The organism is Legionella cardiaca, from assembly GCF_029026145.1.
GTDB lineage: Bacteria > Pseudomonadota > Gammaproteobacteria > Legionellales > Legionellaceae > Tatlockia > Tatlockia cardiaca.
In genome coordinates, this window is the sequence record NZ_CP119078.1 from 1,714,085 (window position 1) to 1,729,693 (window position 15,609).

A 15,609-nucleotide genomic window follows, 5' to 3' on the forward strand; every position below is an offset into this window, starting at 1 on the left:
AAATTCCCACTTTTTTTAAATGGCTCACTATTTTTTCATAGGATTTCAAGTGAGTAAACTCGCCAAGCCATACCCGTGACAAATTGGAGGCTATCCGAAATTTTCCGGATAGCTGAGAATAGATTATAGTCGCTATTGGAAAGTATACGAATCTTCCGGCTCAGGTAATGGCTGAGCAGTATGCGAGGGTAAACTTTCTTTATTCAATCCATCTTTATTCAAACCAAATATTGTCAGGTTGCTGCTGCCTGGCTTTGCTTCTTTTTCCAAAGCAATTAATTTAACTAATTCCGCATTGAGAGATTTCTCTTTATCCAGCTGTTCCTTTTCTGCTGGAGAAGGTAAAAAGTTTACATCTACGGCTCGAATTTCAAACTCATTACGTAATTCACCATAGTAATCTAGCCCCATACCTACAATAAACGCATCGGCTGGTACTTCAAATCCAACATATTCAGGTCGATAATTACCTACTCTTTTCTGTACTTTATCAACCAAAACCACCAAAGCAACCTTCAAAGCACCTTGGTTTTGAAGCAACTCTCTGATTTTTAAATAAGTTTTTCCTGTATCACAAACATCATCCACTACAAAAACTGTTCGACCACCAAGGGGAATCTTAGGCATCGAACCAATTTTCAACTCGCCAGAAGTCATTTCATCCCCATAACTACTTGCTTGCATTGCTGTATAGGAATATTGGTAACCGCGCGCGTTTAATTCCTGTTGTAAAAGACTGGCAAAAGGAAGAGCACCATCCATTAAACTGACCAAGACTGGATTAGAAGTAGGATATTCCTTCATAAGCCTTTCAGCTAATAATTTTATGCGTTGTTTAATTACACTCTCAGTAAGAGCTTCCCCTTTCTTATCAAATTTGTCCTCATCTATCTCCCTTACAGGATGAGCATTGTTCCATACTCTCTTTGTTACTTCAGTTTTTAAACTATGAATTTTTTGCAATTTTTTAAGAATCTTTTCTTTCACAATTCACCTCATGTGCTATTAAACTTTTCGTGGAGGATTGTCTGTGAGGCAATATAAAAATGCAAGTGTAATAGAATCTTCACTAATGTAATTGACTCTTATTAACTATCGTAATTTTTGTTGGGAAGCCTATCTCTTCTGCATTCATTGAAAATAATGTGTAAATTTTATTATTGATGAAAATTTGCCTATTTCATTTAAATATAATTTGGGTTTCAAGATTAAAAGAGAAATTGAAATGTTTAAATCAATTAAATTAACGACACCTGAAGAAATAGTCATTAATAATACCTCGCTTCCCCAAACCGAGTCTGGTGCGATTGATTTAACGCAGGCTGAACGTATTGCTGAGGGTGGAACACATATACTTTATCGATTCGCAGAGGCGCCTTTCGTCATTAAATTAATGAAACAAAATCCCAATCCCAACGAACTTGAGAAGTTAGAAAAAAAATACGCTGTTTTATATGAGTGCTTTGATAGAGAAGGGAAACAACGATGTATTCGGGAACGGCATACTACCCTGTCCGTGTTGGTTTCTGGAACAGAACCTCAACTTGCGGCCCTATCAATTGTTCCCTACGAAACATGTTTCAAATCTAAGGTAAAATTTGATTTCAAAATAGAGCCTGCCGAACTCGACCCTTATGTCATAGAGCACAACCGGCTATTGTTTGACAAGGCTAATAAAATACTTATACATCAAGGCGAATTCACACCCGGTTTTAGTCTTGATGATTATGCGCTCATTGATGAAAGAATCGGAGCAATATTGCAACGTTTAGAGAGTGACCCCAAGCTTAGGGAGGTAATGATTGAATTTTTAAATCACTATCGTGATTTTTACCAAAAGACTAATATTATTTTGGATGCTATTGGATGGGAAAATATTCTTTTTTTCAAGGACAAACAGGGTGATTGGCAGTTTAAGATAGGGAGTGTTATCAAGCATGACACTGGAAAATACACGCATGATTTATTTGCTGCTATTCATTCTGGAAATGAAGTTGACCTTGGTACTTTTGTTAATTTTACTCACGCTTATTATTCACCAGCGAATATCAGAGCTGTCAATGTATGTGCAATGAAGCTGGGTTTAGCACCAGTTGTTCATGATGTAATCATTGATTCAAAAGATTTATTTAAAATATCTCAGAAACTATCAACAGCAGAGCGAATGCTCTCCTATGCCCGGCATGGTGATTTTGAAAAAGTGGATGAAATGCTTCAAAAGAATAAGCAACACCTTCATTTTAATCTTAGAGATTTCTGGGTCTATCCCCTGATTGCTGATGAATATATTAAGTTCGGGCAGTCACCTAAAATTTATCTTGATACTGTTAGTCAATTTCCAGTTATTTTTCCTGAAGACAACGAAGCTGCCAAACGAATTCAAGATGCAAAAATAAATATTATTGCTCGCAGCAGTCTCCATGATAAAAAGCAAATGCTTCATAAGGAGCTAGCGACACTCCTCCTTGAATCTAAACTTGGCATATTCAAACCAGCAAAGACAGCTATACATGACATTAAACAATTAGAAGAGACAAATAATTTTACCACTGAAGCGAAGAGTCAGACCATGATCTGACTTCTGACTTACATTACTTTATTTTTAGACGTCAAAAAAGGCTGAGACAGAGTCTCTTACTGCCATTGTGTCGTTAAAGCCCAGTTTGATTAATTCGCGGGTGAACTCCCTTTCAAATAAAAGAAAACTTAACAGATCACCAGAATGACGTTTAGCACCAAGAAAATTAAGTAAAAGGCGTAATAATATTGGAATGCTATTGTAATGGGCCTGTGCTATCGAGGCTATATCAGCACTTGGGCGTAAATGCAAGATTTGAACACTCCGCCAGGGAGAGTCCTCTTTTTTCTCCACCGGTAACAAACTTGCAATATTATTCATATGATTAATCATCTCAATATCACGATCGAGATTGTCTAAAAATAATCCATTGATCATTCCCCCTAAAACACGTGAGAAATCAATGTCTTCATTCCGTAACTTTTCTGGTTCGCCTCTATTTAATTGTCGATTACCGATAACTAAAATCTTATCGGCTTGACAATGAATTGCCCCACGTAGAGGAGACTCTAACCCTAAATGCCCGTCTCCATAATGAAAACCATCTATTTTGGAAGGTGGAAAAAATAAGGGTAAAGCGGTAGAGGCCAGAAAATATTCCATTTCAAGATTAACTCGCTGACTCATATGCAAGGGATGGTTCCATCCCTCAAACTCCTCGGCATAATGCTGATAAAAGGAAATGGTTTTTTGCGTTTCATAACAGTTACTAATGATTTCGATTGCTTCCAAGTGTTTATTTTTCACAGCAGCTTCTACATCCCCAAAATTAATAACACTTCGAAGAAATCCACGTAATGGAGAGGTATCAAGAATATGCCCGAGTAAGCGTCGCTTGAAAAACATGCTATTCATATTACGAAAAGCCGTTTTACTGAGTGCATAATTGCTGGTTTTAAAAATTTGTGGACAAGTAATATCCCCCCACAATTCACTTAATTTATTAGTCGCAGCTTGAAAATCCCGTGCATTTTCAGCTAATACAGCCGTATTAATGCTACCAACACTGGCACCTGTGAGCATGTAAAAAGGAATGTGTTTTGAATTTAAAATTGTACTGACTGCTTTGAGAGCTCCAGCCTGATAGGCTCCGCGAGCACCACCACCGGCCAAATAAAGCGCAATTTTGGTCATGTTTTACTATTTTGGAAGAGAGATAAAAAATATAATCCTGTTACCCGCTGTTGGCAAGTAGCAATGCCGTAAACTAGTAGCAACTGCATGATTAAAGCTATAGCAGTTGCTACATTCGTTATTTATGTCTGGGGGTTATCCATCCCTCCTCACTTCGTTTTTGTTGTATAAGATTATTTAAAAACTCTGTCGTATTTTTGATTTTTTCTTCACTACCAAAATATTTTTGTGCAAGGCTCGCAATACCGGATTTCAAATTACTTCCAGGCTCAATGCCAAGTTTTTCAACTTTAATATGTCTAAATAGAGAGTGCGCACCTAACCCTTTAGACTGCGTATACGCATCTTTTAAGGCAGTTAAAACAAAAATGTCTGTCTCTGCTTCTTCTTCTGAGGTTTGAGTATCTGGAAAAGGTGGAACACCAATTTCATTTAATCGTTGTAATAGTGCAGTCTTAAGATTATGAGCAGTACTTTTATTTGGACTTGATGGATCGCCATCAATTGATTTAACAATCACATCCAAGTCATCAATTAGTGCTTTTAGAGTATGATTTTTCATTCTCAATTCCTTTTGAAGATTCTATTTATATAAATATAGAATAAATGACCAATAAAAGACCTTAATGCCAAGATAAAAATCAAATATTAGAAATAATTTTTGAGACCGTTAGGAAGAAATTAATTATTCAAAAAGCGTTTTAAGAGCAGCTTTGAGCCTCAAATTCAAAAAAATAGGAGTCATGAACCTGGGGGTTAAACCCAATCATTCAAGCTAAAATAATCGCTCTTATTGTGCCTGCAAATGCGGGTGGTAAACTTGAGCTTTGTCCTGGGGTGGGAATATAGGAAAGAGCAGGTTCTAAATAAATATTAGGGATTATTTGTGCCTGATAGTAAATTTGGTATATCAATTCAGTGGGTTGATCGGTACTGTGTTGATTCAGCCATGCTAGTGAAAAACCAAAACCCAGAGAATCGGCTTCTCGATTTGCGATTAAACCAAATGCCGTTAAGCCCGCGCCAATGGATTTGTTCATGGGTAAAGCACTGGAATTATTAATACTTAATTGGTAAAAAGCTGAAATACCACTAATATCGTATCCTGGATGACGATACCATAAACGTTGTGATCCGAACAAGTAAGCACCTGTGACCTCCATTTCGCTGAGATTTTGCTGACGAATAAGACCTTTTTGATGCCAGACTCCGACTCCAGCAGTCCCAGGTTTTTTTCCTAAAATCCATGCCCCACCTGTTTCAGCAACTTGAAAGTAACTTCCATTGAATGTTGGTCCGTTTAAACCGGTTTGTCTACCACTGGCTAAATTGCCATCATAAATGCCATAAGCAAGATACCATTGATTCACAGGCGTAAAATTCAAAGTGAGTCCATAAGCAGAATTCGTATAGCCGGGCATAACCCCATCTACAGCAGGGCTGATAAAAATGGGAGTATAAATCAAACTGGTTACCGCGGGGATATTCGGTTCACCGGCGCTCAGGGGAACCGGTTTGATGACATTATTAAAATCCAGGGTAGTAATTGTTTTTCCAATGCGAACAAACAGCGTATCATCAAAAAGCGCTTGTCGATACCACAATGCATAAAGTTCAGAACGATTAAAAGGAGCAACATCAGGCAACGAGTTATATCCTTGAATAAGACCCGCTTGTGCATTAGTATTTTGCGCGTTTTGTTGTAAAAATTGAGCACTAAATAGACCGCCGCGCCAACCGTTAAACTTCTCCATATCAATATTTAAATCGACTAATAACACACTGTTTGATGTGACTCGTTTCGCATCAGTTATGCCACCAGAAAATAAATCATTTGTATCTCCGATCCAGGCACCCTGTATCATAATTCCATGATTATTTTCAATACCAAGTTTTTTTTCTATAAAGCGCTGAATTATTCCTGTCCCAGTTGGAACATTAACTGCTGCTGGGTTCGAGCTGATACTCGTGATTTTTGAGGATTCTGTGGGTGTTGATTTTTTAGGAATGGCCTTGATTGTTTTTGCATAAACACCATGAATTGTAACCAACAAAATAACAAAGAGGGTGCGAATTATCATTTTTCTTTTCGCTCCCTGACTCTTGCTGCAGCTGGGATAACAATTGGCCGTAGCATACTTTTTCTAATCAATCTTTTAGCAGCCTGATCCAGCCATGAGCATTCTGGGGACAAGTTGATTTTGATGCACAACATAGGTTTTATTAGGAATAAAATCTACCCAATTCGTAAGTAAGTCTGGTTCTTTTTTATCATTTGACCACACGACTAGTCTAAAGTATCTGGCGTTATTCGGTGAACTGAGTTCAACTTTTCCTTTTTGGGTGAGTATCATTAAAGAGTTTGAGTTTAATATTGCACCATTAAGGATGTTTTCATTGGCTTTTTGTACTGCTTTAGCTGAAACAGCCCACTGTATCGCGATTCTACCGAATGTATCTTTCTTCGGGTAATTCGTTTTATTGTCAAGCACAATACTGCTCGCGAAAACAGCCGAAGTCATAAAGCTGGAGCACAACAGAATGAAGATCTTTTTCATTTTTCACCTAATGGTTATTGAATAATTTTGCCTTCTTGTGGTGGGCAGCTTGCATTTTCATCAATCGTTGGTGTTGTGAGTGGGAACTTACCTGCAGAAGAAAGAGTTTTCATCTTGCCCAGATTTTTGAAAGGTTTTTTTGGAATATGTACTGCGACATTTTTAATAACATTGACTGCTTCAGGGATGTCGAAATTACCTACCATGCTCAAAAATTGATAACTTTCTTGTGCTGAGAATCCTTGAGTACGCACTAAAAATTCAATTGCATTTCTTGAGGCAAGCTGCATAGCTTCAAAAAGATCCTGATTCAATCCTATCACAATCCATTCTTTCGAGTTTTCGACTATAGGCCAAGTGAATAAACTGTTACCATTGCGTTTTGTTTTATCAAATACTCCCTCGGCTTTTAGATCTTTTCTGACAATAAATTGCAAGGTGATGCCTTCATAGGAAGTCTCCATCGCTGTAACGTCAATTTCGCCGTTACTTTGCATCGCATGTGAGTCACCGGTCCACACTAAAGCTCCTTTTTGAAAAACGGGTAAATAAAGAATGGAACCTACTTGTAAGCTGGGCTCATCTAAATTACCTCCAAAAGGGCCTGGTGGAACTGAATTGAATTGCCCTGCAACTGGTTGCCCCATATGTGTTTCTAGATTTACAGGCCAGCCATCAGGCCAATCTCGAGGAGGAGCTACCGCAATTACTCCTGGAAATGGCTTGAGACGTAAACATATTCCTTTGGTGAATTCAGTGGCGTTCTTTTCTTTATTGTATTTAAAATACATGATCCTGGGCTGGGTAAATTCCGATAAAATCCCCGCTGTAGGACTTAAAAAGTTATAACCAAAATTATTTAATTTGATATCTAATATTCGAATCTCAAGCACGTCTCCTGGTTCAGCTTCTTCAATGTAAACAGGCCCAGTTAAGCTGTGCATCCCACGTCTTTTTTGAATGTCATATTTAGTATAGAACTGCGCGACTTCAGCTGGAGTTGTTTTATTATAAGTCATTTCATGCAAACAACTGTTCCAGGTCTCAAGAGAAACAGAATCTCCAGAGTGAACTTTAACTACAGGTTCCTTATCCAGTGTATAAAGGCCTAGAGTCACGGTATCTTTTGTTGCGGGAACCCTGTAATTTTGTGCCGGTACGGCAGAAAAAAATACCATTGCGATTAACAAAACAAAAATTTGAATTTTGTTTAGCATTTCTAGTCCTTAAGGATAGCTAAGAAAGAATATTTGTAATAAAGCGCATCAAATAATGTACTATGTTTAATATAAATTACAAAAAAATTCAAATAGTTGGGTCGTAGGTTCAGTACTGTCATAGCTCAATTAAAGAGCTTGAAAAAGCACAGGGTCGTTGAATTCATTCTTACCTCCTTATTTGTCATGGACAGTATCTACGCTCGCTAATAAATTTCCAATTTTTGGACTTGAACGATTTTATATATTAAAGTCAAACGACGTGAGGATTGTTTTGAGAATATAGTGAATCAAGAGCAAATAGAACTCGCTTTAAAATGGGCTCTTGAGTATTTGGTATCTCACAATGAGGGTACTATTAGCAGCTATAACAATATTACTGCAACCTCCTATTCCACAGTATATAAAATTATCACTTCTAAAAACACGTTCTACCTTAAAAAGACACCCCCAGAATTGTCAACTGAAGCTCAAACGTTAATCTACCTGCATGAGCAAGGATGTAATAATATCCCAACACTCATTGCAGAAAATAAACAGTTATGTTGTTTTTTAATGAGATCTTGCGGCGATGTAACTTTACGGCATCTTTTTAAAGAAAAAGTTGATTCAGTCCTGCTGAACAGAGGGGTTCTAAATTACACCAAAATCCAACGAACTGTAGAAAACAAAATATCTCAATTAATAGGCTTAAATCTTCCTGATTGGCGGCTTGGAAAAATACCTTTGTTATACCGGGAGTTAATAGATCAAAAAGAATTGTTAATAAGTGATGGTTTGTCCAAAGAAGAAATTACAGAGCTAGAGAATGCTTACGAATTCGGCACCACACTCTGTGAATCACTATCCAACTATCAGATTCCTGAAACGATGAATCATTGCGATTTTCAGGAAAATAATATGGTGCTTGATCAAGAAACTGGTCATATCAGCATTATTGACTGGGGAGAAACCGTTATCACCCATCCGTTTTTATCGTTAAGCGGTTGTTTATGGAACATGACTTATTTTCATGAAATAAAACCAGATGAAATTTATGAAGATTTTAAACGACAATGGATTTCCTCATGGTTAGATCTGCATCAAGAACAAGATTTACTAGATGCGTTGAACATTGCCACACGCCTAACTGGAATTTTTGCAGCATTAGGCTATAAGCGAATATACGTTGCTACAATGGCTCAAACTCGAACCGTACAACAGGAACATCCTGGTTCTATAGCCGGCTGTTTAAGATCCTTTTTAAAAGAATCACGTTTGGCTTAACCGCGCAAAGCCCCCCTAACGGATCACTTTGAGTTTCATCCAATCAAATAAAAGTTAAGTCTTATTTTCTTTTATCCTTAATATCTGTTAAAAAGCAATGCTTAAAAGTTTTTATTTAAAAGTGACGGATTACTATGACAAAAATTCTAATTAAAATTTTCATTATTGGTTTATTAAATTTACTTCCTTTAAATGCAAATGCAGGTATCCCACTCTTTGAAGTAACAGCCGTTACTAAAGCGCCAAACCGGTTATTAGCGAACAGAATTCTGACAGTACAATATAAAATAAAAAACAATAGCAATCGAACGCGAACATTGACCATCAAACCCATGCCCGGCACGGAGCAAATATCAGGAACCTCGCTTTGTCCAAACCCTTTTACTTTAGCGCCGGGGCAATCATGCTCTTTAAACCTGAGGCTTAGATCTTCGCAAATGGGCGCAGGGCTTCACTCTGGACCTATTATTTGCCAAACCAAACCAGGCACGAATATACCTGATCCATTACTCTGCTACGGTCCTTCTGCAACTGATAGTTTGGATATAAGTGTTACTCCCTGCACTAAAGGTGTTTGCTTAAACCAAACCACTGAACAGTTATTACGAAATATCACTACTAGTTACAAGCAGCAATATAATATACCTGGTGTTTTGGCAGGTATTTGGATACCAGGGCAAGGAGAGTTAGTTATTGAGGATGGCGTTGCGGATTTAAGTACAGAGCGTCCAATTAGTTCTGCAGATCACGTCCGTATAGCGAGTCTTACTAAATCTTTCACAACAACTGTAGTTTTACAACTGATTCAACAAGGTCTAACAACTTTAAATACTCCAATTAGTAATTTTGGTTTTAACATCCAAAATAATAGTGCTACTCTTGCCATGTTAGCAAATATGCGCAGTGGGATTTTTAATTACAGTGCCGATCCTAATTTTCTCCAAGCCCTTGTAGATAATTTTTTAAGAAAATGGTCACCCCAAGAGTTAGTCACGATTGCCAATAGCAATAACGTCTATTTTCCCCCTAATGCAAACTGGCACTATTCAAATACCAACACCATTATATTGGGCATGATTATTGAGCAATTAACTGGCAACTTTGTTGGTAATGAAATAAGTAATAGAATTATCAAACCCTTAGGTCTTAGCGAAACAAGCTATCCTACAACACCAAATATGCCTATCCCTTTTGTAAGAGGATACGCCGGTACTGATCGCGAAGATGTTACCTTTATCGACCCTTCTTTTTCCGGCGCAGCTGGAGGAATGATTTCTACACTTGGTGATTTAAGAATATGGGTTAAAGCACTTGCAACAGGCAGCCTCTTATCACCACTAATGCAGCAGCAACGAGTAAATAGTCTTTTACCGATTAGTTTCAATCCTTGCGCTGATAATGATCCTACACGCCCCCACCCTACTTGTCCTGAATATGACAAATACGGTTATGGGATGGGAGCTATTAATGGCTGGATAGGACATACAGGTGATTATTTTGGCTATCTGTTACTAATGATGCATGAACCTCACAGCGGCGCTACGGTGGTAATCATCGTTAATATTTCTGGAGTAGGAGCCCATATTCCAACGGATCTATTTAGAGAGTATCTCAACATTATAACCGTTTGATATTCGACTAGATTAGCAAACATAGCCTGGTTGAGGCATATAGTGACAACCAGGTTTCCATTTCATTAACAAGAAATTTATGGGTATTTACGGCAATCAGCTTTGTAGAGCAAGTAGTAGGTTGGGTCATTTTGACCCAACCTACTTCGCTATTTGAAATATTGGATGAGAAGCAACGGCATTGGCGCCTTTTGTTTATTAATCAGTCCTTATTCATTATTACAGTCCAAACTCCGCAGTTTTTTGGGGCTGTGGATTTGTTGAACTATTTATTTCATGTTGCTTTGATAAAGGAGAAAAGAATCTCAAATTATCAACCGACTCAGAGAGTACGCTATCTGCATCCGGTTTTGGACTCACGCCAAGTTTGAGTTGTAAAGCTCGTGAAACATAACCTAATGTAACCAGGGCATAATGACCTTTAACAGCTTCCTGGATCGGGTAAGGTCCATTAAATGTTCCTAAATCGGGTCCAAGTTCTGGATCCACACACCAGCCCTGCTCAGCACTAAAAGTTCCTGTTTGGATCTCATTTAGAATGAGAAGGACTTTGGCTTCTGGCTCATAAATCCCTGGTTTGATTTCACCCTTTAAGCTGTAGGCTATATTTTCTTGGCCCATCCAGTAAGCCATTTGCCGAGCATAGCGCTCTACGTCAATAATCGATAAAAACATTTCTCTGGCTTTTTCTTGAGGAATTTGACCAATTTCACTAAAGGCTTGAATATGTAGCCTAATGATACAATTTGCAGTTTCAAGCCATAGACTAGATGAGTCTATCTGAGGATTTTTTTCAATAATACGACAAGCCCTCATTCCTAGACACAGCTCTAAACAGAGCATAGCCTCGGCAACAAAAGTCGCACGAATGCGATTTTTCTGATTAGGAAGTTTGGTTCGGACTAACTCCTTAAAAAAACTTGTCGCAGTCGATGAAGGATTTATAGAGGTAAACTCTTCCAAATTTTTCCAATCGCCTTCATCAGCAAGTCCAGTTAGACGGATGTTAGGCCACTTGCAATTTTTCCAACCAGATAGTCTTCCCGCCCCTACATTTTCCCAATTATTATGGCGGCGTGAAAAACTAACTAAAGACAGATATCGTCCATTGTCTGTACGGTTTTCTTCAATATGACGTGTATGAAATAGATCTATGATTTCATCATAGACTATTCCCATATCCAGAAACACCAATAAATCATGCAATGCTGCTTGAGCTCCATGATAAGCTTGTTCCATGGATATATCAGGTGAATTTAAATACTCAAAATAATTAGGATGAGCACTGTACTCATATACAAGATGAGTATCATTTTGAGTTTGGATACTCTCCATCAATTGAGTGTATTCTTGTTCTGTTATGTGGTTATTTTTTACTAAATCCATTAAATAATTATTTAATCCTGTCATTTTTTTTAAGGATAATGCTTCAGGAAATTCACTTTTTAATCCGAGCACTTCTTTATTCTGGTTTAAAAAATCCACGGTTATTTTTTGCTGAAAGAGTGATTGCGCATCCTCCCCTTTTTTCTGTATTTTTATGGCGTGAATTTTTTCTTCGTTTTTATCCTTAAATAATATTGTTCTCCCTTGTATACGTAGAAAAGTACAATTTTCAGGAATGACGAAAGGTGATTGAGTAAATACCTCTTCATTATATTGCTTCAATTTATGATTTAACGCCTCTCGGGAGGCAGTAGGTTTTTTTCCAATTTTTTCTTCCAGAATAGAATTTCTACATTCTGGTTCAGTCAACGGAAAGAATATGGATCGTGCAAACATGGACCAAGTTTCTAAAGTCTCACCTTCCCAACAAATACAAAGTTCATGTAATTGATAAAAAGCTTGTATCAAATCCAAATTTTCATCTTGGAATAATTGTTGAACAAATTCATCCAACTCTTTTTTAGGGAGATAAGATAAATGGATGGTAATGCTTTTAATGGCTTCATAGCGAAACTTAGATTCAGAAGACAATTGTAAAAAAAATCGTATATTTTGCAGAAGCGTAGTGTGAGGATTATTTCTTTTTGCAACTTCATAATAAAGTGGGAAAGAACCGCTTTGGAGGAAATTATCCTGGCTAAAAGGATGTAGACTAACGATTTCAATTAAATCTTTACGATCTTCCAGATTAGAAGCATTCCAGTAATTATGGTCTTCTATTATCGAAACGAGATTATTAAAGAAAATAGGGTTGTTATAATGAGGGTCTAAACAATAGGGTTGTATGGCTGCAATAAAAACACTAAAACCCTCGTAATAACCATTTTCTACAGCATTGAGCATCTTTCGAAGTCTTGATTTGTTACTGCCAACTTGTGTAAGTTTTGCTCTTGGTCTATCAGATGAATCTAAAGTCGATGGAAATACCCTTGGAGGAATACTTAAATACCCGATAAGGGCAGGGAATAATTGTTGACCAGTCCATGCACAATATTGTTCAAAGCTCAAGTCATAAGCTAATTTTCTCTGAAAATAGTCATTTTTTAAGAGATGTTTTAATGAAGAGTTGAGAACTGACCAATTATTATCTTCCAATAATAAAAAGTTACATATCTCAATTAAATTTTCATTTGAATTTTCTGGAGTTAGTAAAGCACTTAGGGAATTATCTAATTTAGATATGAGATGAGGGTTTTTACGTAAATAATTACATGCAAAATCTGCGGCATTAGCCCAATCAGGGTAATTTTGAAAATAATCCAGAATTCCTTCGACAATCGAATCAGCGTCTTCAGAGTAATAAGTTTTTAAGAAGCTTTCTAAGTCCAATGTATCGTAGAATTTTTCTTCAATTTGTATCATGGTAGCGTTTCTTATCCAATATTTAAGATCAATATTTTAACAATTTGATGCTTATTGTGTCAATAACTCAAAAAGTGCAGCAAGCATAGGCTAGGCTGCAAAGCCTAACGATTTCTTTATGAAACTAAAAACTACGTTGACCAGTTAAATTGAAGCGAGTAGGTTGGGTCATTTTGACCCAACCATTCAAAGTTTGACAGAAGTCTAAAAGGGCAATCAGAAAACCTGAATTGAAATTCGGCCTAACCTTAGGAATTTTGTTGGGTCAAAACGACCCAACCTACTCGCTGCCGAAAATATTTTACAAAAATTTAATTGTTCCCCGTGGGACATTAAACCTCAAAGTTTTGTATCACCTGTAAAAGTTTATGAGTAAGTAAGAAAAAGTTGCTTTCATGGTTTCCAGCAAAGTTATGTTTCTGTTGTAGAGACATGCAGCGCCTGACAGCTCTTCAATGTTCTTTCGTATTAATTTTGTTCTCTATGTAGATACTGAATGGATTTAGTGCAAATAATTGACCAACTCATCATAAAACGATATCATTGATCATAAAATAATCAATAATGCATAAGGAACTCTATTATGCTGCATTTACATCTCAAAAAAAATCAAATCGAACAATTAATCTCCGAATTGAAACAAAAAAAAAATGAAGTCACCCATCTTGATTTGAGCGAAAATAATCTTGGGCAAAATACAGAGGCAGAACTAGTAGCTCTATTTAGTATTCTCAAAATTTCTGTAGTCACCCATCTTGATTTGAGATGGAACAAGCTTTTTCAAAAGACCGCAGAAGAGCTGGTAGCCATATTGAGCGCCCTCAGAGATTCTGGAGTTACTCATCTTGATTTAGGCAGGAATAATCTTGGACAAAAGACAGAGGCAGAGCTGGTAGCCCTATTGAATATTCTCAAAAATTCTGGCGTCACCCATCTTAGTTTAAGGAGGAATAATCTTTGTCAAAAGACAGGAAAAGAGTTGGCAGCAATATTTAGTGTCCTTAAGGATTCGGGAATTACCCATCTTGATTTGGGCGAGAGTGAACTTGAGGAAAAGAGTGGAGAAGAGCTGGTAGCTATATTGGGCGCCCTCAAAAATTCGGGAATCACTCATCTTGATTTGAGCAGAAATAATCTTGGGCAAAGGACCGGAGAAGAGCTAGTAGCTATATTGAGCACCCTCAAAGATTCGGGAATCACGCATCTTGATTTGCGGGGGAATAATCTTGGGCAAAGGACCGGAGAAGAGCTGGTAGCTATATTGAGCACCCTCAAAGATTCGGGAATCACGCATCTTGATTTGCGGGGGAATAATCTTGGGCAAAGGACCGGAGAAGAGCTGGTAGCTATATTGAGTGTCCTCAAAAATTCAGGAGTTACCCATCTTTGTTTGGCTATAAATGGACTTGGGCAAAGGACTGCAGAAGAGCTGGTAGCTATATTAATCGTCCTCAAAGATTTGGGAATCACTCATCTTAATTTGGAGTTTAATAATCTTGGGCAAAAGAGCGGGGAAGAGCTTGTAGCTATATTGAGCGTCTTCAAGGATTCGGGAATCACCCACCTTAATTTGAGCGGGAATAAACTTTGGCAAAAGACTGCAGAAGAGCTGGTAGCTATATTGAGTGTCCTCAAAAATTCGGGAATCACTCATCTTAATTTGAGCGAGAATAATCTTGGGGAGAAGACTGCAGAAGAGCTTATAGCTATATTGAATGTCCTCAAAGATTCGGGAATTACCCATCTTAATTTGAGCGGCAATAAACTTGAGGAGAAGACCACAGAAGAGCTTATAGCTATATTGAGTGTCCTCAAAGATTCGGGAATCACTCATCTTAATTTGAGCGGGAATAATCTTGGGCAAAAGACCGGAGAAGAGTTGGTAGCTATATTGAGCGTGCTCAAAGATTCGGGAATCATCCATCTTGATTTGACACGAAATCGTCTTGGAGATAGAACAGCAGAAGATTTGACGCTTATTGTTCAAGCAATACCTCAAAATATTGAAACAGTGTCTGTAATGGCTTGCGAATTAGCGGTGATGAGCTCAGAACAACGTCAAGCCATTCAAACACGCTTTCCTAGAGCAGAACAAATTATTTTAACTGATGAACACGATAAACCATTAGATCCATCTTTAAGTAGAGCCGATGCCAATACTTATATACGCCTTGGATTTCAGGCATCTACTCCATCATTATTTAATACAGCCTCCTTCTTCATCGCGAGGAATAACGATAAGTTCGGCCCCAAAGAGGAAAGCAAACTTACCGAGGCTACAAAGGAAGGTATCAATCAATTTAGAAAATAATAGTAAGTAGCAAGCGTAGCCCGGATTAGCGCAGCGTAATCCGGGATGGATGCCTTTCTCATTCACCAAGTCCCCAATACTCCCCACTCTTCCAATTTTTAATAAT

General features: G+C 37.6%; 11 protein-coding genes. 4 read left to right on the forward strand and 7 right to left on the reverse strand.

Going from position 1 to position 15,609, the window contains the following annotated elements; genetic code table 11:
- Positions 1 to 132: 132 nt before the first annotated feature.
- Positions 133 to 987, reverse strand: a complete 855-nt coding sequence (locus PXX05_RS07335; RefSeq protein ID WP_275090414.1) for a phosphoribosyltransferase — start codon at positions 985 to 987, stop codon at positions 133 to 135.
- A gap of 238 nt (positions 988 to 1,225) precedes the next feature.
- Between PXX05_RS07335 and PXX05_RS07340 the strand changes: the two genes are divergently transcribed.
- Positions 1,226 to 2,578 carry a hypothetical protein gene (locus tag PXX05_RS07340; RefSeq protein WP_275090415.1) on the forward strand — a complete coding sequence of 451 codons (1,353 nt, stop codon included), beginning with the start codon at positions 1,226 to 1,228 and terminating at the stop codon, positions 2,576 to 2,578.
- A 24-nt stretch (positions 2,579 to 2,602) separates the two neighbouring features.
- Here the strand turns inward: PXX05_RS07340 and PXX05_RS07345 are convergent, their stop codons facing one another.
- The 5 genes from PXX05_RS07345 to PXX05_RS07365 all read right to left on the reverse strand — a co-directional run bounded on the left by PXX05_RS07345 (position 2,603) and on the right by PXX05_RS07365 (position 7,487).
- Positions 2,603 to 3,712: a patatin-like phospholipase family protein gene (locus PXX05_RS07345; RefSeq protein WP_275090416.1), complete on the reverse strand. Its 1,110-nt coding sequence runs from the start codon at positions 3,710 to 3,712 to the stop codon at positions 2,603 to 2,605.
- A 118-nt stretch (positions 3,713 to 3,830) separates the two neighbouring features.
- Positions 3,831 to 4,274, reverse strand: coding sequence for a hypothetical protein (locus PXX05_RS07350; protein WP_275090417.1), 444 nt, complete (start codon positions 4,272 to 4,274; stop codon positions 3,831 to 3,833).
- 208 nt (positions 4,275 to 4,482) lie between these two features.
- Complete coding sequence (locus PXX05_RS07355) at positions 4,483 to 5,793, reverse strand: carbohydrate porin (protein ID WP_275090418.1); 1,311 nt, start codon at positions 5,791 to 5,793, stop codon at positions 4,483 to 4,485.
- Positions 5,794 to 5,868: 75 nt separating this feature from the next.
- On the reverse strand, positions 5,869 to 6,270 hold the full coding sequence (locus tag PXX05_RS07360) for a hypothetical protein (protein WP_275090419.1): 402 nt from the start codon (positions 6,268 to 6,270) through the stop codon (positions 5,869 to 5,871).
- Positions 6,271 to 6,284: 14 nt separating this feature from the next.
- Positions 6,285 to 7,487 (reverse strand): acetamidase/formamidase family protein, encoded by a 1,203-nt coding sequence (locus PXX05_RS07365; protein ID WP_275090420.1) that lies wholly within the window; start codon positions 7,485 to 7,487, stop codon positions 6,285 to 6,287.
- A 285-nt stretch (positions 7,488 to 7,772) separates the two neighbouring features.
- On the opposite strand from PXX05_RS07365, the gene PXX05_RS07370 reads away from it, so the two are divergent.
- Entirely contained in the window at positions 7,773 to 8,753 is a 981-nt protein-coding gene (locus PXX05_RS07370) for a phosphotransferase (RefSeq protein ID WP_275090421.1), read from the forward strand.
- Positions 8,754 to 8,887: 134 nt separating this feature from the next.
- Complete coding sequence (locus PXX05_RS07375; protein WP_275090422.1) at positions 8,888 to 10,384, forward strand: serine hydrolase domain-containing protein; 1,497 nt, start codon at positions 8,888 to 8,890, stop codon at positions 10,382 to 10,384.
- A gap of 219 nt (positions 10,385 to 10,603) precedes the next feature.
- Here the strand turns inward: PXX05_RS07375 and PXX05_RS07380 are convergent, their stop codons facing one another.
- Positions 10,604 to 13,192, reverse strand: coding sequence for a hypothetical protein (locus tag PXX05_RS07380; protein WP_275090423.1), 2,589 nt, complete (start codon positions 13,190 to 13,192; stop codon positions 10,604 to 10,606).
- Between the two features lie 583 nt (positions 13,193 to 13,775).
- On the opposite strand from PXX05_RS07380, the gene PXX05_RS07385 reads away from it, so the two are divergent.
- On the forward strand, positions 13,776 to 15,503 hold the full coding sequence (locus PXX05_RS07385) for a leucine-rich repeat domain-containing protein (RefSeq protein ID WP_275090424.1): 1,728 nt from the start codon (positions 13,776 to 13,778) through the stop codon (positions 15,501 to 15,503).
- Positions 15,504 to 15,609 lie beyond the last annotated feature (106 nt).

Excerpts from the sequence above, each read along its gene's own strand:
- PXX05_RS07340 (WP_275090415.1), top strand. The coding sequence starts at position 1,226 with ATGTTTAAATCAATTAAATTAACGACACCTGAAGAAATAGTCATTAAT.
- PXX05_RS07345 (WP_275090416.1), bottom strand. The coding sequence starts at position 3,712 with ATGACCAAAATTGCGCTTTATTTGGCCGGTGGTGGTGCTCGCGGAGCC.
- PXX05_RS07350 (WP_275090417.1), bottom strand. The coding sequence starts at position 4,274 with ATGAAAAATCATACTCTAAAAGCACTAATTGATGACTTGGATGTGATT.
- PXX05_RS07355 (WP_275090418.1), bottom strand. The coding sequence starts at position 5,793 with ATGATAATTCGCACCCTCTTTGTTATTTTGTTGGTTACAATTCATGGT.
- PXX05_RS07360 (WP_275090419.1), bottom strand. The coding sequence starts at position 6,270 with ATGAAAAAGATCTTCATTCTGTTGTGCTCCAGCTTTATGACTTCGGCT.
- PXX05_RS07365 (WP_275090420.1), bottom strand. The coding sequence starts at position 7,487 with ATGCTAAACAAAATTCAAATTTTTGTTTTGTTAATCGCAATGGTATTT.
- PXX05_RS07375 (WP_275090422.1), top strand. The coding sequence starts at position 8,888 with ATGACAAAAATTCTAATTAAAATTTTCATTATTGGTTTATTAAATTTA.
- PXX05_RS07380 (WP_275090423.1), bottom strand. The coding sequence starts at position 13,192 with ATGATACAAATTGAAGAAAAATTCTACGATACATTGGACTTAGAAAGC.
- PXX05_RS07385 (WP_275090424.1), top strand. The coding sequence starts at position 13,776 with ATGCTGCATTTACATCTCAAAAAAAATCAAATCGAACAATTAATCTCC.